This window comes from Paenibacillus bovis (genome assembly GCF_001421015.2).
GTDB classification, from domain to species: Bacteria; Bacillota; Bacilli; order Paenibacillales; family Paenibacillaceae; genus Saccharibacillus; species Saccharibacillus bovis.
Window position 1 is genome coordinate 3227433 of the sequence record NZ_CP013023.1, and the last position, 24225, is coordinate 3251657.

Consider the following 24225-nt stretch of genomic DNA (forward strand, 5'->3'; position numbering starts at 1 on the left):
ACTAGGGATTAGCATGTTGTCATGCTAAATGATGGGGTGGATATCGTTGGAACTTCAAGTAAGTAATAGTCCTTTTACACCGGAGCAGGCCGAGCTGCTGAATCGCCTGCTGCCGACAATGACTGATACGCAGCGAATCTGGCTAAGTGGATACCTGACAGCAGGTATTCAGACAGGTGCAAGCACTTCGACTGTTCAAGTACCAGCCGTAGACACTGCGGCAAATGTACAGGCAGTACCTTCCGTATCCAAAGAAGTGACTGTACTGTTTGGCTCACAAACAGGCAATGCCCAGGGATTGTCCAAAAAGCTGGCACAGCAGCTGACTTCCCAGGGATTTGATGTAACGCTCTCGTCCATGGGCGATTACAAACCGAATAACCTCAAAAAGGTCCAAAACCTGCTGGTTCTCGTTAGCACACAGGGAGAAGGCGATCCGCCGGATAATGCTATTCCTTTCTATGAATTCCTGCACAGCAAACGTGCACCACAGCTGGCAGATGCCAAATATGCTGTTCTTGGTCTGGGTGACACATCCTATGAATTTTTCTGTCAGACCGCCAAGGACTTTGATAAGCGCCTGGAAGAATTGGGCGCAGAACGTATCGTAGCACGTGCCGATTGCGATGTAGACTTTGAAGAACAGGCTGCTGAATGGATTGATCAGGTACTGTCCTCTCTGGGACAAGCCCAATCTTCAGCGACAGTGGCGGGAGCAGCAGCTGTATCTGGAACAACGGACACGACTGAAGCTGCCGCCGAGTCACCTTATTCCCGTACCCGTCCATTCCCGGCAGAAGTGCTGGAGAATCTCAATCTGAACGGACGCGGCTCCAGCCGGGAGACGCGCCATGTTGAACTGTCCCTCGAAGGATCGGGTCTTCAGTATGAGCCCGGCGACAGTCTGGGTGTGTATCCGGAGAATCATCCGCTGCTCGTTGACGAATTGATTCAGGCGATGGAGTGGGACGGCAATGAATCGATCGTTATTAATAAAAATGGTGATCATCTGAGTGTACGGGATGCGCTACTGCGTCACTATGAGATCAGCGTACTAACCAAACCGCTGCTCGAAAAAGTAGCCGGACTCGCTGATCATGAACAGCTGTACGATCTGCTCGAAGAAGGTCGCGAGCAGGATCTGCGTAACTATCTGTATGGACGCGATCTGCTGGATCTGGTTCAGGATTATAGCCTGAAAGGTATTCCGGCCGATGAATTCCTGTCCCTACTGCGCAAGATGCCTTCACGTCTATATTCCATTTCAAGCAGTATGCAGGCTGCACCGGATGAAGTACATCTGACGGTTCGCAAAGTGGAATATGAACAGCACGGACGTCAGCGTTATGGTGTATGTTCCGTACATCTGGCAGAACGTCTGGAGGCAGGAGATACACTTCCGGTTTATATTCAGCATAACGAGAATTTCAAGCTGCCTCATGACGCTTCCACACCGATTATTATGATCGGTCCGGGTACCGGAGTAGCGCCGTTCCGTGCCTTTATGATGGAACGTGAAGAGACCGGAGCAGAAGGCAAGAGCTGGTTGTTCTTCGGAGATCAGCACTTTGCGACCGATTTCCTGTATCAGACCGAATGGCAGCGCTGGCTCAAAGATGGCGTACTAACACGTATGGATGTAGCCTTTTCCCGGGATACCGATCAGAAGGTCTATGTTCAGCACCGTATGATGGAGAGAAGCCGCGAACTGTATGAATGGATTCAGGAAGGTGCGATCGTCTATGTCTGTGGTGATGAGAAGAACATGGCGAACGATGTGCATCTGACCCTGGAAAAGATTCTTGTTCAGGAAGGTAACCTGAGCCAGGAAGCAGCGGCTGAATATATGAGTAATATGCTGCAGCAAAAACGTTATCAGCGGGATGTATATTAATGGGGAATCCCGGCGATTACGAGAGGAGAACACAAAATGGTCCAGTATGAAAAATATCCGCCGCATGATGCTCCGCACAGTGATGTAGAGGACATCAAGCGTAATAGTCAATACCTGCGCGGTAGCCTTGAGGAGACGCTGAAAGATCCAATCACCGGCTCTATTCCCGAGGATGATAATCGTCTTATGAAGCATCACGGCAGTTATATGCAAGATGACCGCGATCTACGCAATGAACGGAAAAAGCAAAAGTTGGAGCCTGCGTATCAGTTCATGCTGCGCGTACGTGCTTCCGGTGGTATCGTGACTCCGGCCCAGTGGCTGATGATGGACGATATCTCTCATAAATACGGCAACAATACGATCCGCTTGACCACACGCCAATCGTTCCAGTTGCATGGCGTACTCAAATGGAATCTCAAAAATACGATTCGCGAAGTTAATGATGCGCTGCTGAGCACCCTTGCAGCCTGCGGCGACGTGAACCGTAACGTCATGTGCAACACCAATCCGGATCAATCCGCTGTACATGCACAGGTATATGACTGGGCCTGCAAAGTAAGTACACATCTCGATCCGCGTACCCGCGCTTATCATGAGATCTGGCTGGATGAAGAAAAAGTCATTGATAGCCGTGATGGTGTAGAACAGGAACCGATCTACGGAGCAGTCTATCTACCGCGTAAATTTAAGATTGGTATTGCTGTACCGCCTTCCAACGATGTAGATGTATTTTCCCAGGATCTGGGCTTTATCGCTATCGTGGAAAATGGTCTGCTGCAGGGCTTCAACGTAGCCGTAGGCGGTGGTATGGGGATGACCCACGGGGATGACAAGACGTATCCGCAGGTATCCAAAGTGATCGGCTTTATTACACCGGACCAGATGATTGATGTCGCCGAGAAAGTAGTAACGATTCAGCGTGACTACGGCGACCGCGCAGTGCGCAAACATGCGCGCTTCAAATACACAATCGATGATCGCGGACTGGACTGGCTCGTGGCCGAACTGCATGAACGTCTTGGCTGGCAGCTGCAGGAAGCACGCCCATTCCAATTTGACCATAATGGTGATCGTTATGGTTGGGTCAAAGGGGCTGATGGCAAATGGCTGCTAACCCTATTTATCGAGAATGGACGCATTATGGATGATGGCGATTATCAGCTGATGACTGGTTTGCGCGAGATTGCCAAAGTACACACGGGTGATTTCCGTCTGACGCCGAACCAGAATCTGGTGATCGGTGGTATCACCAGCGCGAAGAAGAAAACCATTGAAGCGCTGATTGCTCGTTACCATCTGACCGATGGTGCACATTACTCGGCACTGCGTCGTAATTCGATGGCCTGTGTAGCACTGCCAACCTGTGGAATGGCGATGGCCGAAGCGGAACGCTATTTACCAGAACTAATGACCAAGCTGGAAAATCAACTGGACGCTGTCGGTCTGCGTAACGAGGATATTGTAATCCGCATGACCGGCTGTCCGAATGGCTGTGCACGTCCGGCACTGGCAGAACTGTCCTTTATCGGGAAAGCACCAGGACGCTATAATATGTATCTTGGAGGCAGCTTTGACGGCAGCCGCCTGAACAAGATGTACAAGGAAAATATCAATGAGGATGAGATTCTGTCCACCCTACAGCCGATCTTTGGCCGCTATGCAGCCGAGCGTAACGAAGGCGAGCATTTTGGAGACTTTGTAATCCGTGCCGGTTATGTGGATGCTGTCTATGACGGACGGCAATTCCACGCCTGATCCACTTTTATAGTAGATAGCTATATGCCAGCAAGTTTCGGCTTCCCGAGAGACCCGTGTCTATACAGACATCGGGTCTTTTGGTGTTTTTGGTTTTAGAGCAACATCGTTTCCTGAATCGTAGTTATTCGCAGCTCAATTACGTATACATGACAGGCAGCATGATACACAGGTAACTCTACATAAGGAAGAGCAGCAATATCCTATTTTTCTGTTACCGATTATCTATTCTGGGAGTCTACGATATTCGGATTCTCACCCTGTATCTTAATATTGATTATAAATACGCCTTACTCTATACCTTAGTATCTGTTATAAATTATACTGGTAAAAAATTTCTACCCAACCGATAAAGGATTTGTTAGAGTATAAACACCTGCTCTGGCAAAATCGCAAAATTCGGCAATCCTTATACAAAAATGAACCTCTATGAAAAAGGAATGATTGGCTTGCATAAAAGAATCAGCTTGGCACTTGGCTCGGTTTGCATCATTTTGCTTTGTTTTACGATTGCTACTGTAGTACGAATGGTACAATCCGATCAGCAGCAGTTGCCACAATCTGCAGCAAAAAAAACATCCCAGTATCGTCTTGTACTTATTACTCATGATTTGAGTACACCATTTTGGGATAAAATCGGAGAGAGTGCCAAGAAAGAAGCTTCACAGCAGGGAGCCACGCTGGAAGTATGGGGAAGCTATGGAGAAGATCAGAACGATTTTCTTAAACAAATCGAGATTGCGATTGATTCCCGGATGGACGGTATTATTGTTCAGGGACTGGACACTGAGCCTTTTCAAGAAATGACCAAAATCAAGGCTGCTTTTTACGGCATTCCGATTATTACGGTGGCGAGTGATGTTCCGATGACCGATAGTATGCGCAAGACTTATGTAGGATCTGATCCCATCATGGCAGGACGCACTATTGCCCGGCAAATGATCAAAGATATGGGCGAAAAAGGAAACGTTATTTTGCTCGGCAATGATCGCGAAGAGTACGACCAGCAGCAGCGGGTAAAAGGAGTGATGGAAGTATTGCATAACTATCCGCTTATCCAGACTCACTATATTCAGACTTCCAATCAAAAAGAAAAGGTGATTGCAGCGACACAGGATGGTTTAAATCGCTTCCCTGATGTAAACGCATTCATATCTATAGATGCCAATCTGACCAGCGCAATGGTCCAGGAGATTGAGCGGCGTTCGCAGATTGCTCCATATCACATCTATTCATTTGATGATCATCCCGATATCCTGTCCCTGCTGCGCAAGGGCAAGCTGGATGGAGTGATTGAGCAGTCACCGGATACTATGGGCAAGATGAGTGTACAAATGATGACCCGGTGGCTCAAAGGAGAAGAAATCCCGCTTAATACCAAGGGTTTCTTTACCAGCATACGAATTATACAACCGGTGGATGTGCAATGATCGGTATTCAGCGGAAAATATGGACACTGACTGCAGTCGTTATGTTTATTATGGCGGTGATCTGGATCACGCTGACTTACTATAATCAGAAAACGCAGGAGCAGTATAATGATATTCTGCAGCGTTATCTACGGATGAACGAAGTGACGACAGCGAGCCAGCAGCTGATTACCTCGCTCAATAATTACCGGCTCACGCCTACCGAGGGGAATTTGAGCAGTCTGCGCAGCAGGGAGCATCAACTAAAAAATGTGCAGTGGTCGGTAGGTATGCTGCGCAATGAACAAAATGATTTTGCTTTGACCAGTTATATGAATCTGGTGGATAGTTTGATTGAAGCGACCGACCGCTCGGTGATGTTCCATTCGGAAAAAGAAACCGAAGATTCCGTGAATGCTTTTGCCGAAGCTACACGCATTTCCAGATATATCTCGGAAATGACATTGACCCTGCTGGACAAGGATATTCATACGTATGAACAATCCTACCGTCAGATGATCAAGCAGTCCAACGAATTCAAGCAGCTGGGTGTGCTGATTTTGCTGACGATTACGTTTATTCTGCTGTTATTTACTTACTGGTTCTCGCTGAGTATTACCCATCCGATCCAGCAGCTGACTCGTGCAGCCCAGGAACTGGCCAAAGGACGGTTTGATCTGCAAGTCAAAGTGAACTCCACAGACGAAATCTCATTTCTGGCCCGGATGTTCGAGCATATGCGTATCAATATCAACAACCTGATCCTGGAGATTCAGCAGAACGCACAGCTGGAAAGCGAGCTTCAGCGCAGCAAACTCCTGCTCAAGGAAAGCCAGCTTCGCAGTCTGCAGAGTCAGATCAATCCCCATTTTCTGTTCAATATACTGGATACCTTGTCCAAAAAAGCTTTTCTTGAAGGTGCCGAGGAAACGAGTGATCTGCTGGTGAGTGTAGCCGGATTGCTGCGCTACAATCTCAAACGTCTCGACCGCTCGGTTACGCTGTATAACGAGGTCAATGTTATCCAGCAGTATATGGAGATCCAAAAAGCACGGTTCACCGATCGGCTCCATGTAGAGACTGATATTGATGACAGCTGCCTGCATGTTCCGATCCCCGGCCTCACTCTTCAACCGATTATTGAGAACGCTATCATTCATGCGGTCGAGCCTGATGAAAATGGAGGAACGATCCGTATCAGCATACAGGACCTTGGTGAACAAGTGCAGGTCCGGATAGCAGATGATGGCCCCGGTATGAGTCCGGAGAAAATACAGCAGATACTGGATGAATATCCTCTCGAAAATGAAGGACATTCTACCGGTATAGGATTCAACAATGTTATTCAGCGGCTGCGACTGTTTTACGGAACCGACGATGTAATAGAAATTATAAGCAGTCCGGGTAAAGGAACTACCGTTATTTTGAATTTACCGAAAAAGGGGAGAAATACAGCACATGATGAAGCTGCTAATCGTGGATGACGAGCAGGTCGGACGGGAAGGACTGCAAGCGATTCTGCAAAAAAGCTTCACCGATCTGATTATCGAGCAGGCCCAAAATGGCAAAATCGCTATCCGTATGGCTGAGGAATTTAGGCCGGACCTGATCCTGATGGATATTCGGATGCCGGGTATGGACGGTCTGGAGACGACAGAACATATTGGAATGGCTTTTCCGGATATCAAGGTTATTATGGTTACGGCTTATGATACGTTTGAATATGCGCGGCGGGCGATCAAGCTGGGGGTGAAGGACTATCTGCTCAAGCCCAGCAAGGCTGGCGAGATCGTAGCTACCGTACAGAAAGTGCTGGAACAGATTATTCAGGAGCGTAAGGATCGTGAGCAAAGTGAACTCCGCAATGATGCACTCCAGAAAATGATGCCGGTTATTGAAGCCGATATCGTAACCCAGCTGCTATTTGACCATGTACATCAGGTTCATTCGGATGAATTGGTACGCTGGCTCGGAGTTGATACAGCCAGTGAGAAGTTCGCGCTTGCTGTTCTGCTGCCTCCCGGCCAGGAGCAGGCTTATGGTGCAATCAAAGCCAAGATCAGTTACACGGGGAGCGGCTGGGTAGGCGCATTATACGGGCGGCAGATTCCGGTAATCGCTTTTCGCAAACCGGGTACTTCTTTTCGTGCCCAGGCTTCTGCACTTGCGCGTGATCTGTTATCGGCGGCAGGTGTGGATGATCGGCAAGGCTGGTTTGTCGGTATTGGCAATACGTATGAATCACTTGCAGAGGTACGCCAATCCTATCAACAGGCACTGATCGCTACGATGGATATATCGCTTCCGGTCAAATATCGATTTTATACCGATGTTACGGCGGCGGATACAGCGCATCAGGAGCATGTGCATGCCGGCCGAAGCTGGGAACAGCGCTTTTTTGAACAGGTGCGTCTGGGAGAATGGGAACGTATCCGCGAAGAAACACTGGATCTGTTGCGGCAGTATGAGAACAGAGGCACCAGCCGTTTGCAGGCTCAGCAGCGAATTTTGGAGCGGATCTGGATTGCCTCCCGGGTGTTGACCGAGATCGGTGTAGAGATAACGACGCCGATGTATTCTTTTGAAGCGCAGGATTATCGTCAGCTGCGTATCGAGACCGGTCATATCCTGAATCATCTGGAACAGAGCTATCAGGAGCATCTGGAGCGGATCAAGCCGGATACGATTCGGCAGATCAAGCAATATATTACAGAACATTCCCACGAAGACATTTCTCTGGAAGGGATTGGACAGAAGTTTGAACTCAGTCCTTTTTATATCAGCAAATTATTCAAAGAACAGCTGGGTATCAACTATATTGATTTTCTGACAGAATGCCGGATTCTCAAAGCCAAAAAGCTGATGAGTGATCCGATGCGCAGTATGAAGGAAATCACTTTTGAAGTGGGCTATCATGATCCCAATTATTTTAGTAAGGTATTCAAAAAAATGTGTGAGGTCTCACCGACAGAATATCGAAAAACACTGCTGGGTGGTTCATCATGAGATATAGAGACAGCAGACTTCTGCTTTTGATTCTATTAGGTATGCTGCTCTCTGCCTGCAGTCATTCCGGTACAACCCAGCCATCCGAGTCGACAAATGCCGGTTCGTTATCGATGAAATCGACTTCTTCCAATCATCAATCAGGAGCAGGAACGCCGGCATCTCCATCCACAGGCTCCAGCAGCCAATCGGAAAATGCAGGAGACCACAAAAGCAAAACGATCCGCATCGGCTTTGTTATGGATACCCTGGTAGAAGAGCGCTGGAAAAAAGACCGTGAGCTGTTCCGCCAAGCAGCAGAGCAGCGGGGCGCAGAAGTAATCATCCAATCGGCAGACGGGGATGACGCACGTCAGATGGTTCAGGCGGAGAAGATGATCCAGCAGGGGATCGATGTGCTGGTTATTGTACCGCATAATGCCGAAGCCGCCGCTGCGCTTATCCAGAAAGCACATCATGCAGGCATCAAAGTGCTGTCCTATGATCGGCTGGTGAAAAATGCCGATGTAGATCTGTATGTTTCCTTTGATAATGAAGAAGTAGGACGTCTGCAGGCCCGTGCGATCATCAAGCAGGTTCCCAAAGGAAAATATGTATATATTGGCGGAGCGAATACGGATAATAACGCCCATCTGTTCAAAAAAGGAGTATTCGATATTTTGCAGCCCCTGATTGAACGTGGCGATATTCAGGTAGTGTATGATCAGTGGTCCAAAGACTGGCAGCCTGCCTATGCCAAAGCCAATATGCAGCAGGCGCTTCAGGCCAACCGCAATCGGGTGGATGCCGTTATTGTAGCCAATGATGCTACCGCTGGCGGAGCGATCGAGGCCCTTGCGGAAAAAGGAATGGCTGGACAGATTCCGGTCGCTGGTCAGGACGGCGATCTTGCTGCAGCCCGTCGCATTATCAAGGGAACCCAGACGATGACTGTCTATAAACCTCTTCAGCAGCTGGCCGGTACGACAGCGGATATGGCTATTCGTCTGGCTCGCGGCGAGAAGATTGATACCCGGCAAAAAGTAAATAATGGCAAGACCGAAGTGCCTGCAGTATTGCTCCAGCCGATTGCAGTAGATGCATCCAATCTGGATCAGACCATGATCCGGGATCATTTCCATTCCCGTGAAGAGATTTACGGACCGGTACAATAACCGCATAACAACGCCGATTTTTATAACATCGGATAAATTAGATCTTATTTTATCCCTGTACCGCGCATACCAGCGTAGTACAGGGATGTTTGCTTATTTCAGCCTGAATAACGGCAGGATAAAAAAGTACAGATGATTGCAAAAGAGTACTATAGTTAAGCGCTTACATAGCATAAAAGCAGTGATATGATTAGTCCTGTAAGAAGACAGATACGATTGAGAGGGGTTATTCAATTGAGAAAAAACTTCAAAGGCATGGCACTTTTGCTCGTTATTATGATGGTAACTGTTCTGGTCTCGGCATGCAGCGGCGGAGCTAATGGAACTGGCGGCAGTGGAAGCAGCAGCGCAGTCAGCGTTGGTATCGTCCTCCCGACCAAAGACGAACCGAGATGGGTACAGGATGAGCAACGCTTCAAAGATGCACTCTCCGGCACCAACTATTCCACAGAAATTCTGTTCAGTCAGGGTTCATCTGCCAAAGAAAAAGAGAATGTAGAAACACTGATCAGCAAAGGAATCAAAGTATTGATCATTTGCCCTCAGGATGGAGCAGCTGCCGCAGCCGCTGTTGAATCCGCCAAAAAAGAAGGCATTACTGTTATCTCCTACGATCGTCTGATCACAGATACCGATGCTGTTGACTACTATGTAACGTTCGATAGCCTCGCAGTCGGTGCAGCTCAAGGACAATACCTGGTAGATCATGCCAAGGGTTCCGGCGTACCGCTTTACCTGTATGCTGGTGCATCCTCGGATAACAACGCATTCCTGTTCTTCCAGGGCGCATGGGAAGTACTGCAACCGAAAATTGCTGATGGCACATTCAAAATTGCCAATTCCTCTGAAGCAGCAGCACTGAAAGACACCAAAGAGCTGTCCCGTGACCAGCTCGGTGCAATTATCGGTCAGGTAACAACCAACTGGGATCCAAACGAAGCGAAAAATAAAGCCCAGACTCACCTGACAGCCGTATCGGATGACATGAAAGGCGATATCGCAATTCTGGCACCAAATGATGGTACAGCACGCTCTATTGCCGATGTATTCTCTGCCGACTCTACAATCAAGAGTTATGTTATTACCGGCCAGGATGCCGAGCAGGCTTCTATCCAGTATATCATCGACAAAAAACAATCCATGACCGTATTCAAAGATGTTCGTACACTGGTCAAAGATGCAATGGGTATGGCGGTAGAAGTACTGGAAGGCAAAACGCCGGAAACGACAGGCTCTTACAATAACGGCACTGTAGATGTTAAAGCCAAACAAACCGACGTTATCGTAGTCGACAAAGACAATGTGCAAAAAGAACTGATCGATTCCGGCTACTACAAAGCGGAAGACTTTACAGGTCTGTAAGCATAAGCCTATCCAAACGCTGGTGGTAAGACAGGGACAGTATCATGTTCCTGTCTTGCCATTCGCGTGCCGGTAAAGATGAACCGTGCGTAAGAGCAGGCAAGGAGGAACAGCAGTGAGCGAGAATATTCTGGAAATGCGCAACATCTCCAAAAGCTTCACCGGTGTAAAAGCTTTATCCGACGTAAACTTTCAGGTCGCTAAAGGTGAAATTCACTGTCTGATCGGCGAAAATGGTGCAGGCAAATCAACGCTGATGAAAGTATTGAGCGGAGTCTATCCGTATGGTACGTACGAAGGCGATATCATTTATGAGGGCAATGTGATGAACTTCAGCCGGATCAGTGACAGTGTCAAAACAGGCATTGTCATCATTTATCAGGAGCTGGCTCTTTTCCCGGACCTGAGTGTCTATGAGAATATTTTTGCCGGTAATGAAGTGAAGCGCGGAGGACTTATTGACTGGAACGAGACGATTATCAAATCCAGGGAAATGCTGCAAAAGGTCAAGCTGAACGTGAATCCGGAGACGCCGATTCGCGAGCTGGGCGTCGGCAAGCAGCAACTGGTCGAAATCGCCAAAGCACTCAGCAAAGATGTAAAGCTGCTTATTCTGGATGAGCCAACAGCGGCACTGAATGAAAATGACAGTGAGAATCTGCTTGAGCTGCTGAGGGATCTGCGGGATCAGGGCATTACCTGTATTATGATTTCCCACAAACTCAAAGAAGTGATCTCGATCGCAGACAAAGCCACCGTGCTGCGTGATGGTAAAACGATCTGTACACTGGATGGTGCCAAAGGCGAGATTACGGAAGCGACGATTATCAAAAATATGGTCGGCCGGGATATCGAAGATATCTATCCAAAACGTCCGGACAAAAAGTTTGGCAGCCCAATTCTGGAAGTGAAAAACTGGAGTGCCTATGATCAGGAACTTGGTCGTCATGTCGTCAAAAATGTAGACATGCATGTCAATAAAGGCGAAATTATCGGTATCGCCGGCTTGATGGGCTCGGGACGTACCGAATTCGCTCTCAGTGTCTTTGGCAATCCCAAAAACTACAAGCTCGAAGGTGAGCTGCAGGTTGACGGCAAAACAAGATCATTCAAGCATACCAGCGACGCTATTCAGGCGGGTATCGCCTATGTCACCGAAGATCGCAAAGGCGATGGACTATTCCTTATTCAGGATATCAAAAATAATGTAACGGTGGCCAACCTCAAACATATCTCTCCCGGTGGTGTAGTGAACGAGAATGAAGAGGTTCAGGTAGCGAGCGGCTACAAAAACTCCATGTATATCAAAGCCTCCTCGATTGAACAGACGGTGGGCAATCTAAGCGGTGGGAATCAGCAAAAAGTGTCGCTCGGCAAATGGTTGTTTGTAGGACCGAAGCTGCTCATTTTGGATGAGCCAACACGCGGAATCGATGTTGGAGCCAAGTTTGAAATCTACACGATTATGAACAAGCTGATCAGCGAAGGCATGAGTATTATTATGATCTCCTCCGAGCTGGGGGAAGTACTCGGTATGAGTGACCGGATCTATATTATGGCTGAAGGCAAGATCAAAGGTGAGCTGACGGCCGAAGAAGCCGATCAGGAAAAAATAATGCACTTTGCTACACAATAGGGGGCTAAGCCGTGAATTTCTTTACTGAGGCAAGATCACTGCTCAAAGTAAATATCCGCGATTATGGTATGTATATCGCATTGTTCGTTATTATGCTGACGTTCTCGATTATGACGGATGGTCTGTTTATGTCCTCCCGTAATATCAGTAACTTGCTGGATGCTACAGGATATATTGCCGTACTCGCAGTCGGTATGACCCTTGTTATCGTTATCCGGCATATCGATCTCTCGGTCGGCTTTGCAGCCGGTTTTATGGGAGCGATTGCAGCGATTATGCTTTCCCAGATGGGGATGCCGTTTTACCTGACGATTCCGATTATTCTGGTACTCGGTATTGTTATCGGTATGTTCAATGGTGTATTGGTTGCTTCGATCGGTATTCCATCGTTCGTATCTTCTCTGGCTGCGATGCTGATTTTCCGCGGCGCGCTGCTGCAAGTGACCGAGAAAACAGGTACAATCATCGTCAAAGACGACAATTTCAATGCGATTGGTAATGGCTATCTGCCAGCTATCGCACAGATCGGCGGTCTGAATCTGCTGGCGCTGATTATCGGAGCCATTACTATTCTGTTCTTTATTTATTCGGAAGCCAGCAAGCGCAGACAGAAGATCAAGTACAAGTTCGAAGTTGTATCCAACCAGATCTTTGTTGTTAAAATGTTATTTGTATCCGCTATCATCGCTTATGTAACATGGATTCTGGCAGGATATAACGGTTTCTCCTGGACCGTTGTGATTACATTGGCAGTTGTTATCATTTATCATTTCCTGACCACTCGGACTGTGCTTGGTCGTCATATCTATGCAGTAGGTAGTAATCCCGAAGCAGCACACTTGAGCGGGATTAACGTAAAGAAGATCACTTATATCGTCTTCGGTTCTATGGGTATGCTGTCTGCATTGTCCGGTATTTTGTATACTTCCCGTCTACAATCTGCAACTACAACAGCAGGTACGCTGTTCGAGCTTGATGCGATTGCTGCTGCCTATGTTGGTGGTGTATCCGCAGCAGGCGGCGTGGGTAAAGTAACCGGCTCTATCATCGGTGCCCTGGTTATGGCTTCCCTTTCCAGCGGGATGAACCTGCTTGGTGTAGGAATCTCGTATCAGTACATGATCCGTGGCGGTGTACTCGCACTCGCTGTTATCTTCGATGTTATGACCCGTAAGAAGAGAGGTTAATCATTCGGAATGTGTCGGGTATGTGCTGGACAAAATCTATCATACGATCCGAACACATGACTTTGCCAATGGTGAAACTCTATCATGGTATACACAAACAGGAGCACAGCGATAAATCCGCGATGCTCCTGTTTTGGTATATTTATCGATTGTATATGTTGAACATGATACTAATGGATTTTATTATCTCACTTCCAGCAGAGCCTTCATAAACTTCTGCAAAATCGGTGTATGGGTAGTAGGGTGAGAAGTCCACTGCTTCAGACGGTCTTCTTTTCCCTGTACATACCATCCCAGCTTTTGCTGCAATTCCTGATCGTACAGATCGCTATTTGAGTAGTGGGTACGTTCTGCCTGCATATCCTGTAGAAGATTGGTCCAAAAATAGGCGGTTTGTTCGGACTCATGCTGAGGATATTGTTCTGCCAGCGTGAGCGCACTCTCCAGCGTACGATCCATATACAGCCGGTTCGCAATATAACTTCCAACAAACCGGTGGTCAGGATCTTGCTGCATCGCCAGTTTGAACTGCCGATCGGCTTCCTGCAGCTTGTTTTGCCCCATCAGGGCGACCGCATACGTAGATCGTTCATAAGAGCTTAGTGCCGTTTTATTTCCAGTGACCTCCTTATCACTCAGCGTAAGATACAGCTCAAGATACTTGTTGTATGCTGTCCAATCCTGCTGCCGGTAATAATAATCTGTCAGAACAGAAGCATCCTGACTGCTCGGAGAAAGGAGCAGCAGACGCTGCATCAGCTCGATATATTCATCATTATCCGCTGTATTCTCCATAATGGACTGCCTGGTACTCAGCATACGGGTAAGCATACGAAGCGCATGAACATCCTGTGGATTGGCAGCTAGAGCCTCGCGGTAAGCGGCCAGAGCATCTTCCGGCTTTTTGTCCAACAGTATCCGGTCAGCTGTCGTTAAAGTCCGGTTTTTCAGATAGAAAAAGGGAAGGGAACCCATACTTTCACGAGTCAATCGATACCCGTTGCTTTGACTGATCAATTGCCCATTCGAGTCGTAAGCTATCACATTCCATGACAATCGGACATTCGGATTCATAAAAGACAGAATAGACTCCGGTACAACCGATTCAAAATTTCCCGAAGATCCATAGGAGAATCCCATCGACATTCTGTAGAGCTCTTCGGCTGTAATCGTTGTGGAAGGAGTACGGATATTTCCTTTTACCACACTTCGTGAACTTCCCTTTGGTAGCTGTATACCGCCTTCGAGTTCATAATAGGCTGCACCCTGCACAGGCTGCCAACTGAAAGTGATGCGATCATCTGTAATGATCTGGTCGTTCACCGGCTGTTTGAGCTGGATCAATGGCTGCAGTATTAGATTCTGCTGCAGTTGTTTGCCCTGATTTACATGAATCCACGGATCAGCAGGAATCTGCCAGGTCCAGCCATCGACCTGTTGAAAGGAAAGACCCAGCCGCAGCTGATAGAATCCAGGCATAACCGCATGAAAAGCATAACGTCCCTGGGCATCTGTCATCGTATGATAAGGACCGGAATCAGATGCATTGGAGGAATAGGAGTTTAGATCACCTTCGGCAATCAGAAATATACCCGCTCCGGCAACAGGGGTGCCATCGCTATGTTTCAATGTTCCTTGCACGGTACCTGCTGCGTATTCATGGTGCTGGATAGCTGCCTGTATCGTTTGTTGCATTCGGATTAATGGAGTATAACCTGAGACATTCGCTGGATCACTTCCGGAAGAGGAACTGTTTTCCTTTAATTCCTTGATAGCATCTGTCAGTACAACGAGTGCCTGGTCTGCCTTGTGGTCGATATATAGCAGACGGGCATGCAGTAGTGCCCATTCGGCTTTCAGATTAGTATTTTCGTCCAGGGTCTCTGGATGAATCTTCTCAAAAGCTTGTTTGGCTCTATCTTGATCTCCTTCGTTGAGAAGACGATTTGCCTGCAGGACAGCAAGCTGACTGCGCTGCTCGGATGGCGTAGGGAATTTGGCCATGGCTTGTTGAAGTGCCTGATCGGCTTGTTTCTGTTGTCCAAGGGAATCATACAGGAAAACAAGCTGCTGCGACGCTTCTTCCAGCTCATAGCCAGGCACAGATTGAGTAATGTATTCATTCAGCAGATCGATTCGTTCTGTCGGCTTCAGAGGAGAATCAGATTCCGAGCTATCTCCCCATTGACTGGAGTTGGAACCGATATAGACATCAAAAGCAAACGGCGTGTAGCTGCTGCCGCTGCCGATCACCTTTTCACGAATGATATTTATTCGTTCCGGAGCAGAGGCTTTGGCCAGATCTTCCAGTAATTCGGATCGCTGTTCAGCCAGCGATTGATTGGTCCGGCCATGTAGCCAGGAGGAAACCTGCGGCATCATTAATACATAGGCGGTAGACGAGATCAGTAGGAGAGGCAATAGGACATATAATACGATATGTTTTACTTTAAATCTAACTCTCATAATGCTTCACCGCCTGTTCATATTGATCCTGCCAGTACGTATTGCCGCCTATTTGTATAAGTTGCCGCTGCGAATCCGAGGAAGACGGATTTGCCGGATCTTGCGCAGGTGGATTCGGATTATTATTAAATAGGATCAGACAAGCTGCAAAAGTGGCAGCAGCTAGAGCGCCTGTAATACCTATGGGTCGTAGCGATAGCTCAAATTCATAATTCCACAGGGCATGTATTCGGGAGCGTAGGCTCTCCGGATGAGTCTGATGAAGTACATCATCATGTCCATGGAATTGAATTGATTGCAGTTCCTGCTCCAGCTGCTGCCGGATATACTGCTGCTCTTGATTCGGTGAATGATCGGCTGTCATGGTTGTTTATCCTCCTCCAACAGGCGGCGCAGCTGACTGCGTCCTCGGGCCAGTCTTGATTTGATCGTATTTTCCTTGCTTTTCAGCTGATCGGCGATCTCCTGTATACTCATTTCCTGAAAATAGTAAAGTACAATACATTCGCGATACATATAGTCAAGCTGCTGTACTGCCTGAACCAAATGATGTTGATCTATGTATTTCATAACAAGCTCGTCCGCTCCTGCAGACCCGGTTAATTCCGCATCCGGCAATTCTTCGGCTCCGCCGCCAGGGAAAATATTGCGCCAGCTCCAGGTACGCTGCTTCATTCGGCAGCGGTTGATGACAATGCGTATAAGCCAGCTTTTCAATTTGCTGGCGTCCTGCAGCTGCCCGATACGGCGGTAAGCCTGAATAAAGGTATCCTGTACAGCTTCCTCGGCAGCCTGCCGATCCCGGACCAGCAGAAAAGCTATCCGCATCAATGTATCTCCATATTCATTCATTAACAGACGAAGAGCAGTCTCATCCCTGTTCTTCAGTCTATCGACAATGTCCAGATGAAACTCCCCCTTTATAGACTAGGATGCGTGCTATGGTGTAGAGGTTGCATGAAATGCAAAATTAATCATTTTCCCGTTCCCCATTGTATCTGCTTCCCATTTTATTTCCAAACCATCATAGCGTCTTCCATTCTCTAATGACTGACAGAATTGTATTCCGAAAACTCGGTATACCTGCAGGCATATTATTCAATTCAGATAGCTTACTGCCGATAATTCCTGTAAAATAAGCTTTTCATTTTTGAATAATTCCGTTGAGTTGTACGCTAATAATCTCTATAATAAGACAGGATGAGCTTACTGCCCCGATGGGGCTGTAGGAATAAAGGAAAAAGTCTAACAGAAAAGGTGTAATGAATGAGCATATTAAATGTAGAAAAACTCAGCCACGGCTTTGGTGACCGGGCTATTTTTAAAGATGTATCTTTCCGTCTGCTAAAAGGCGAGCATATTGGACTAATCGGCGCCAACGGCGAAGGTAAATCCACCTTTATGAATATTATTACCGGCAAATTGCAGCCGGACGAAGGCAAAGTAGAATGGTCCAAGCGTATGCGTGTTGGTTATCTGGATCAGCATGCTGTGCTGGAAAAAGGCATGACGATTCGCGATGTACTGAAAAGTGCATTCCAGTACCTGCTCGATATGGAGCAGGAAATGAACGATATGTACGGCAAAATGGGCGATGTGACTCCCGAAGAACTGGAAGATTTGCTGGAGCAGGTTGGTACGATCCAGGATACACTGACTGCACAGGATTTCTATCTGATCGATGCCAAGATTGACGAGACCGCACGTGGTCTGGGTCTTACCGATATTGGTCTGGACAAAGATGTCAACGATCTGTCTGGTGGACAGCGTACCAAAGTACTGCTGACCAAGCTGCTGCTCGAGAAACCCGATATTCTGCTGCTCGATGAGCCGACCAACTATCTGGATGAAGTGCATATTACATGGCTGACTCGTTACCTGCAGGAATACGAGAATGCTTTTATTCTGATTTCTCACGATATTCCTTTCCTAAATAGTGTTATTAACATTATTTACCATATGGAAAATCAGGAATTGAACCGTTATGTTGGGGACTATGATTATTTCTTGGAAGTCTATGAGATGAAGAAACAGCAGCTGGAATCTGCGTTCAAGCGTCAGCAGCAGGAAATTTCCCAGCTCAAGGACTTTGTGGCACGCAATAAGGCGAGTGTCGCAACCCGTAATATGGCGATGTCTCGCCAGAAGAAGCTCGACAAAATGGAAGTGATCGAACTGGCACAGGAAAGACCAAAACCACAGTTCAACTTCAAAGTCGGTCGTACAGCCGGCAAGCTGATTTTCGAGACCAAGGATTTGGTGATTGGTTATAATGAGCCGCTGTCCCGTCCGCTGGATCTGCGTATGGAACGCGGTCAGAAAATTGCACTGGTTGGTGCCAACGGTATCGGTAAAACGACACTGCTGCGCAGCATCCTCGGTGAAATTCAGGCATTGTCCGGTACGGTAGAGCGTGGTGAGCACCAGCTGATCGGTTATTTCGAACAGGAAATGAAGTCGGATAACTACAATTCCTGTATCGAAGAGATCTGGAACGAGTTCCCGTCGTACTCCCAATTCGAAGTACGTGCAGCTCTGGCCAAATGCGGCCTGACTACCAAACACATCGAGAGCAAGATCGCAGTACTGAGCGGTGGCGAAAAAGCCAAAGTCCGCCTGTGCAAGCTGATTAATCGCGAGACCAACATTCTCGTGCTCGATGAGCCGACCAACCACTTGGACGTTGATGCTAAGGACGAACTGAAACGCGCGCTGCAAGCCTACAAAGGCAGCATTCTGATGATCTCTCACGAACCGGAATTCTACAAGGACATCGTGACCGAGACGTGGAACTGCGAATCCTGGACGACCAAAGTATTCTAATATTAGCCAAATATAGCAATGATTGCAGGTATACGCAGTGGCAATCATTAGCTGTACAATGACTTTGCTGTATCTCCAATCCTGTCTGATTTCTGTTCAGACAGGATTTTGTTTTATACTCATCTACATATTCTTTATCAATAGAAAAAGGAGATTAATCCATGTCTATCGTCATCGGCGTCGGAGCCGTCATACTCAACGAACAAAACGAAGTGCTACTGATTCTGCGCGGTAAGGAACCGGAAGCAGGTAAATGGAGTATCCCTGGAGGCAAAGTAGATCCCTACGAAACCCTCCAGCAGGCCGTGATCCGCGAAGTCCAGGAAGAAGTGAATCTCTGTATCGAACCCGGAGAACTGATATGCACCTCCGAGCTGATCAGCGAATCTAACGAGCAGCATATCCTGTCACTCATCTATAGCACCCGCACAACCACCGGCACAGCCATCAACCGCGAGCCGGATAAATTATTGGATATGAAATGGTTCCCATTAACCAACCTGCCGCCCAATATCGCTATGTTCTCTGCCCAGGCCCTGCTGCTTACGCAACAGCAGCTTATATAAAAGTATCCTTTTGTACCCATCGCCCAGAAACTATTGAAAAATCAAAAGTAATAAAGTAAATAGATAGATACCATACTACCATCTCTCAGCACAGAGCGGAGAAAAGGGAATCCTGCCAGAGGCCGACATTTAAGAATGGATATCTACCGCCATCAACAATCCTTACAGATATCCATTCTTAATCGGAGGCCGCCGGCAGGATCCCTTTTCGCAGCGTAGTCTCTATACACCATACCCTACCAACTGTTTCTTTCACCCTGACCACCAACGAATACGCCAAAATGAGCGAAATATTTTCATTAACCTCCAAAACAGGTTATAATAAGTAGCGTATAAATTCACAATTAGAAAGAGAGCGAATTATATGGGCCGTAAGTGGAATAATATCAAGGAAAAAAAAGCCAATAAAGACGCCAATACCAGCCGAATCTATGCCAAGTTCGGTGTGGAGATCTATGTAGCAGCGAAAAAGGGTGAACCTGATCCCGTATCCAACAGTGCTCTAAAAGTCGTGCTGGAGCGTGCAAAAACATATAACGTACCCAAAGCGATCATTGATCGCGCGCTGGATAAAGCCAAAGGTAGCGGAGACGAGCAGTATTCCGAACTGCGCTACGAAGGTTTTGGTCCAAACGGAGCGATGATCATCGTCGATGCACTGACGAACAACGTAAACCGTACCGCTCCGGAAGTTCGTTCCGCCTTTAACAAAAATGGTGGCAACATGGGTGTAGCCGGTTCTGTAGCGTACATGTTCGATTCAACAGCCGTTATCGGTGTAGCCGGTAAAAGCGAAGAAGAAGTACTGGAGATCCTGATGGACGCAGATGTGGATGCGCGTGATATCGTGCAGGAAGACGAGTCCGTTATCGTCTATGCCGAGCCGGATCAATTCCATGCTGTACAGGAAGCATTCAAAGGCGCAGGTATCGAAGACTTTACAGTCGCTGAATTGACGATGCTGCCACAAACCTTTGTAACTCTGCCGAATGCGGAAGCCGAAGCTCAATTCGACAAGCTGATCGATGCGCTGGAAGATCTGGAAGATGTGCAGCAGGTCTACCACAACGTCGAATTTGCAGACGAGCAATAAGATATACCAGCAGGCTGTATTTTGCATCGACCTGGATGCGAAGCCTTGCAACCATTCTATTCAAAAAGTAGCACGACCGGAGACGATCTGGTTGTGCTGCTTTTTGGTATATAGTCGTATTTTGCTGTCAGCAACATTTGGAAGCGTATTCTCGTCTGGTAAGCATACAGGAGGCGATACATGTGAAAAAATTAATCATAACAACATCAATGGCTCTGCTGCTTTGTAGTGCGAGTCTCCATAGTGCTATGGCATTCGATGATGTGAATAACGCGCAAGGCCAGGTGATTCAGGAGCTGCAGCAGCAGGGAGTGCTCAGTGGTATAGACGGAAACCATTTTGCACCGGAAAAAGATTTGAGCTATGCACAGGCAGTTACGATGCTGGTGAACGCATTTGATCTGAATCTGGATACGATTCGCTTTATCAAAATGCCTGTACCGACAGATATGTACAAAAATGCAAAAGATGATGCCTGGTACGCGGATGCGTTAGTTAATAGTTATTATAATGATGTGAAGCTGCCACAGGACGTGCACCCCGGTGCTGCGATTACACGTGAGGAATTCGCCGGTCTGCTCATGAAGACGCTGGAAAGTAAAGGCAACTTCCCAATGATTAAACTCGAACCGGTGACGATTAAAGATAATAACCAGCTGAAGCCGGAGCTGCAAGGAGCTGTACAGCGTATGCTGCATTATCAGATCGCTGAGCTGAATGGAGACGGAACTTTCCATCCACAGTCGGCGATCACTCGCTGGGATGCAGCGCAGTGGCTGGCTCACAGTCTGAAGCTAATGGAGCAAAAAGGAACTACCAACGCTGACCAGACTTCTTAACAGATCATGCTGCTTTGCACGCTTTCTTCATAATATGACCAGACCGCTACCCAATGGAGAGTCCGTACTCCGTTGTCAGCGGTTTCTCTTCGTCTTGTCTTAAAAGTGCTTATTACCTGCAGCTGCATTTCCGGCTGGTTATCCTTTGGTTCGTATACTACAATGGAGAAAGCATAACCATTGCATCGACAATATTTTACCGAGGTGACATACGATGATCAGCTTTTTGAATGATTACAGCGAGGGTGCCCATCCTGCTATTATGCAGGCACTGCAGGATACCAATCTGGTGTCGACTATAGGCTATGGATTGGATGAATACTGTGCGCTTGCAGCAGACCGGATTCGTGAAGCCGTACAGTCGGATCACGCACAGGTACATTTTCTGGTTGGCGGCACACAGGCTAATCGCGTGCTGATCTCTTCGGCTTTGCGTCCGCACGAAGCAGTTATTACTGCGCTGACCGGTCATGTAGTGGACCATGAGACGGGTGCGATCGAAGCCTCGGGTCACAAAGTACTCACGATTCCTGCATCCCAGGGCAAGCTCACACCGGAACTGGCCGAACGCATTCGGGCGGCGCACAACTCCGAGCATATGGTCAAGCCGCGGATGGTATATGTGTCCAATTCCACTGAAATTGGCACATTTTACAGCCTGCAAGAGCTGGAAGAACTGTCTGCCTACTGCCGCAGCCATCACATGTACTTTTTCCTGGATGGCGCGCGTCTAGGCTCTGCACTGACTGCCCCGGGAAATGATGTGACACTACCGGATCTGGCAAGACTAACAGATGCCTTTTATATCGGTGGTACGAAAAATGGAGCACTGTTCGGCGAAGCACTTGTACTCGTGAATCCGGCGTTGCAGCAGGATTTTCGCCATCACATCAAGCAAAATGGAGCCATGCTCGCCAAAGGCCGACTGCTGGGCATCCAATTTGCCGAGCTGTTCCGCGATCAATTATACTTCCGGATTGCGGCTCATGCCAATGCGATGGCTGCTCTACTCAAGCAGGCAATCACCGAAGCGGGATACTCCTTTATGATTGATTCGAATACGAATCAGCTGTTCCCGATTCTGCCGAATGAGGTACTCGAGCAGCTGCGATCCCGTTATCTGTTCAGTCACTGGGAGAAAACAAGTGACACACACAGCGTAATCCGCCTGGTCACCTCCTGGGCGACAGCCGAGGAAGATGTACAGGCATTTGCAGAAGAACTGCTGGCAATTAGCGGAGCAGCTGTTAGCAAATAAAACGTTTCTCATCCAAAATCATAGGGTAATTCGTACACTTTACGTTCCATGATACCGCCGCGCAGATGATGCACCGGTGTGTATCCGACTACTTCATCACGAAGGAGAACTTATGGTTAAGCGACTCGTCAGACTGGCAGATCATGTATTCCGTCTTTCCCTGCCTCTGGGAGAGGGGAAAGTGAATAGTTATTTGTTTGAAGGAACCAAAGGCTATACGGTGGTCGACACCGGAGTGAATGATGAAGCCACCCGCCGGGAATGGCAGCAGCTGATCGAGAATGGACTGATCATCGAGAAAGTCGTGATTACTCATGGACATCCGGATCATATTGGGCTGGCCAGCTGGTTTCGGCAGGAAATTGGCGTACCGATCATCTATTCCAAGATCGGCTATGAACGCATGAAGATGTATCATGAACAGTGGCTGCAATTCTCCGAAGATGATCTTACTCCGTACGCCTTTAACATCAAATATGACGGACCTGAAGTGTCTGCCAAGCAATTCTATCGCCATATGGGTGGCAGCTTTCTGGAACCGGATCAGCTGTATGGACATCGGGACAAACTGATGCTAGGCGATCAGGAATATGAAGCGATCCATACACCGGGACATGCCTGGGATCACTTCTGCTTCTGGAATGCAGAGCTGCGTATACTGCTATGTGCCGATATGGTATTTGCAGATACGGCTCCGATGGTGCCCTGCTGGACAGAAGAGGACAATAGTCCGCTCGAAGAATATTTCCGCTCTCTGGATCAGATCAAGGAATATCCGGCAGAACTCGTATTGCCTGGACATGAGCATATTATCCATGATCTGGGCCAGCGTATCCGCGATGTGCGCAATGCCCATCATTTTCGTATGCAACAGCTGCTGGGCATGATGGACAAGGAAGGCAAAACAGCTGGTCAGCTCTGCCGGGAACTATATGGACACCGTCATACCGGCACCCAGGAGCTGCTTGAATTCTATACAGCATTGTCACGGCTTATGTATTTGCAGCAGGAAGGCTTTGCAGATTCGTTTGTGCATAATGACAGGGTGTATTTCAGGAAAATGTAGTATGAACCGTCTGGAATTCTACTGCTTATTCTGCGGTAAACAGGAGGCTCGTTGGACAATGCTCCCGGCCAAGGGGTAAGATAGGAGAGGACGCATACTTATTTTCAGGAGGTAATTATGTCAAACTCATTTATTTTTACATGGACAGCAAGAAACCGTCAGAATATTCAAAAATATTTTGAGAATCTTCCGGAAGAGCACAGAACAACGGTCCCACAGGGATTCAATAACAATCTCCACTGGCAGATCGGCCATATCGTCACTGTAACAGACGGTATTGTATATGGCTTTGCCGGCAAAGAACCAAAACTTCCCAAAGCGTATTCCGAATTCTTCGGACCGGGTACCAAACCGGCAGAATGGAATGGCGAACCGCCGGCATGGGATGAAATAATAAAGGTACTCAATGAGCAGCCTGAACAGCTTCGTGAAGTATTCGCAGACCAACTTGATACACCTGTAGGCAAAGCCGATAATTTTGCAGGTGCCAAAGTTATTAATGATCTGCTGGAACTGAACCTGTCCCATGAGTCTTCCCATAGCGGGATGATCAATGCAATGAGCCGCCTGCTCAAGCAGGGCTGATCGAGCAAGCAAGTATCTTTACAGGATATATCATTACTAAACAGACAGTAAGCAGATACACAACAAAAAGGCAAGCGGATGCACCGACTTGCCTTTTTTATATGCATTTAAGCAAATAAGCTA

The 24225-nt window shown here is 47.7% G+C and carries 19 protein-coding genes; 16 read left to right on the plus strand and 3 right to left on the minus strand.

Going from position 1 to position 24225, the window contains the following annotated elements; genetic code table 11:
- Positions 1-46: 46 nt before the first annotated feature.
- The 9 genes from AR543_RS13795 to AR543_RS13835 all read left to right on the plus strand — a co-directional run bounded on the left by AR543_RS13795 (position 47) and on the right by AR543_RS13835 (position 13406).
- Positions 47-1894, plus strand: coding sequence for an assimilatory sulfite reductase (NADPH) flavoprotein subunit (locus AR543_RS13795; RefSeq protein WP_060535062.1), 1848 nt, complete (start codon positions 47-49; stop codon positions 1892-1894).
- Positions 1895-1930: 36 nt separating this feature from the next.
- On the plus strand, positions 1931-3652 hold the full coding sequence (cysI, locus tag AR543_RS13800; protein WP_060535063.1) for an assimilatory sulfite reductase (NADPH) hemoprotein subunit: 1722 nt from the start codon (positions 1931-1933) through the stop codon (positions 3650-3652).
- Between the two features lie 449 nt (positions 3653-4101).
- The gene (locus AR543_RS13805; RefSeq protein ID WP_174703745.1) at positions 4102-5082 is read left to right on the plus strand and encodes a sugar ABC transporter substrate-binding protein; all 981 of its coding nucleotides are present in this window, start codon (positions 4102-4104) and stop codon (positions 5080-5082) included.
- Positions 5079-6545 carry a sensor histidine kinase gene (locus AR543_RS13810; RefSeq protein ID WP_060535065.1) on the plus strand — a complete coding sequence of 489 codons (1467 nt, stop codon included), beginning with the start codon at positions 5079-5081 and terminating at the stop codon, positions 6543-6545. The genes AR543_RS13805 and AR543_RS13810 overlap by 4 nt, the downstream gene beginning before the upstream one ends.
- Entirely contained in the window at positions 6520-8067 is a 1548-nt protein-coding gene (locus AR543_RS13815; RefSeq protein ID WP_060535066.1) for a response regulator, read from the plus strand. Before AR543_RS13810 ends, AR543_RS13815 begins: the two co-directional genes overlap by 26 nt.
- Positions 8068-8180: 113 nt before the next feature.
- Positions 8181-9221, plus strand: a complete 1041-nt coding sequence (gene xylF / locus AR543_RS13820; RefSeq protein WP_418304225.1) for a D-xylose ABC transporter substrate-binding protein — start codon at positions 8181-8183, stop codon at positions 9219-9221.
- 234 nt (positions 9222-9455) lie between these two features.
- The gene (locus AR543_RS13825) at positions 9456-10583 is read left to right on the plus strand and encodes a sugar ABC transporter substrate-binding protein (protein ID WP_060535068.1); all 1128 of its coding nucleotides are present in this window, start codon (positions 9456-9458) and stop codon (positions 10581-10583) included.
- Positions 10584-10698: 115 nt separating this feature from the next.
- Positions 10699-12219, plus strand: a complete 1521-nt coding sequence (locus AR543_RS13830; RefSeq protein WP_060535069.1) for a sugar ABC transporter ATP-binding protein — start codon at positions 10699-10701, stop codon at positions 12217-12219.
- Positions 12220-12230: 11 nt separating this feature from the next.
- Positions 12231-13406, plus strand: coding sequence for a sugar ABC transporter permease (locus AR543_RS13835; protein ID WP_060535070.1), 1176 nt, complete (start codon positions 12231-12233; stop codon positions 13404-13406).
- Positions 13407-13589: 183 nt separating this feature from the next.
- On the opposite strand, the gene AR543_RS13840 is transcribed toward AR543_RS13835, so the two are convergent.
- The 3 genes from AR543_RS13840 to AR543_RS13850 are packed head-to-tail and all read right to left on the minus strand — an operon-like array spanning position 13590 to position 16700.
- Complete coding sequence (locus AR543_RS13840) at positions 13590-15872, minus strand: hypothetical protein (RefSeq protein WP_060535071.1); 2283 nt, start codon at positions 15870-15872, stop codon at positions 13590-13592.
- Complete coding sequence (locus AR543_RS13845) at positions 15862-16236, minus strand: hypothetical protein (protein ID WP_060535072.1); 375 nt, start codon at positions 16234-16236, stop codon at positions 15862-15864. Before AR543_RS13845 ends, AR543_RS13840 begins: the two co-directional genes overlap by 11 nt.
- Positions 16233-16700, minus strand: a complete 468-nt coding sequence (locus AR543_RS13850; RefSeq protein ID WP_237087966.1) for a sigma-70 family RNA polymerase sigma factor — start codon at positions 16698-16700, stop codon at positions 16233-16235. The genes AR543_RS13845 and AR543_RS13850 overlap by 4 nt, the downstream gene beginning before the upstream one ends.
- A gap of 438 nt (positions 16701-17138) precedes the next feature.
- Here AR543_RS13850 and AR543_RS13855 point away from each other — a divergent pair, with 438 nt between their 5' ends.
- The 7 genes from AR543_RS13855 (at position 17139) to AR543_RS13885 (ending at position 24102) form a co-directional block, all read left to right on the plus strand.
- Positions 17139-18695, plus strand: a complete 1557-nt coding sequence (locus AR543_RS13855) for an ABC-F family ATP-binding cassette domain-containing protein (protein WP_060535074.1) — start codon at positions 17139-17141, stop codon at positions 18693-18695.
- A 161-nt stretch (positions 18696-18856) separates the two neighbouring features.
- Complete coding sequence (locus AR543_RS13860) at positions 18857-19261, plus strand: NUDIX domain-containing protein (RefSeq protein WP_060535075.1); 405 nt, start codon at positions 18857-18859, stop codon at positions 19259-19261.
- A gap of 364 nt (positions 19262-19625) precedes the next feature.
- The gene (locus AR543_RS13865; RefSeq protein WP_060535076.1) at positions 19626-20354 is read left to right on the plus strand and encodes a YebC/PmpR family DNA-binding transcriptional regulator; all 729 of its coding nucleotides are present in this window, start codon (positions 19626-19628) and stop codon (positions 20352-20354) included.
- A gap of 182 nt (positions 20355-20536) precedes the next feature.
- Positions 20537-21193: an S-layer homology domain-containing protein gene (locus AR543_RS13870; RefSeq protein WP_060535077.1), complete on the plus strand. Its 657-nt coding sequence runs from the start codon at positions 20537-20539 to the stop codon at positions 21191-21193.
- Positions 21194-21407: 214 nt separating this feature from the next.
- On the plus strand, positions 21408-22451 hold the full coding sequence (locus AR543_RS13875) for a threonine aldolase family protein (protein ID WP_060535078.1): 1044 nt from the start codon (positions 21408-21410) through the stop codon (positions 22449-22451).
- A gap of 112 nt (positions 22452-22563) precedes the next feature.
- The gene (locus AR543_RS13880; protein WP_060535079.1) at positions 22564-23517 is read left to right on the plus strand and encodes an MBL fold metallo-hydrolase; all 954 of its coding nucleotides are present in this window, start codon (positions 22564-22566) and stop codon (positions 23515-23517) included.
- A 117-nt stretch (positions 23518-23634) separates the two neighbouring features.
- Complete coding sequence (locus AR543_RS13885) at positions 23635-24102, plus strand: DinB family protein (protein ID WP_060535080.1); 468 nt, start codon at positions 23635-23637, stop codon at positions 24100-24102.
- Positions 24103-24225 lie beyond the last annotated feature (123 nt).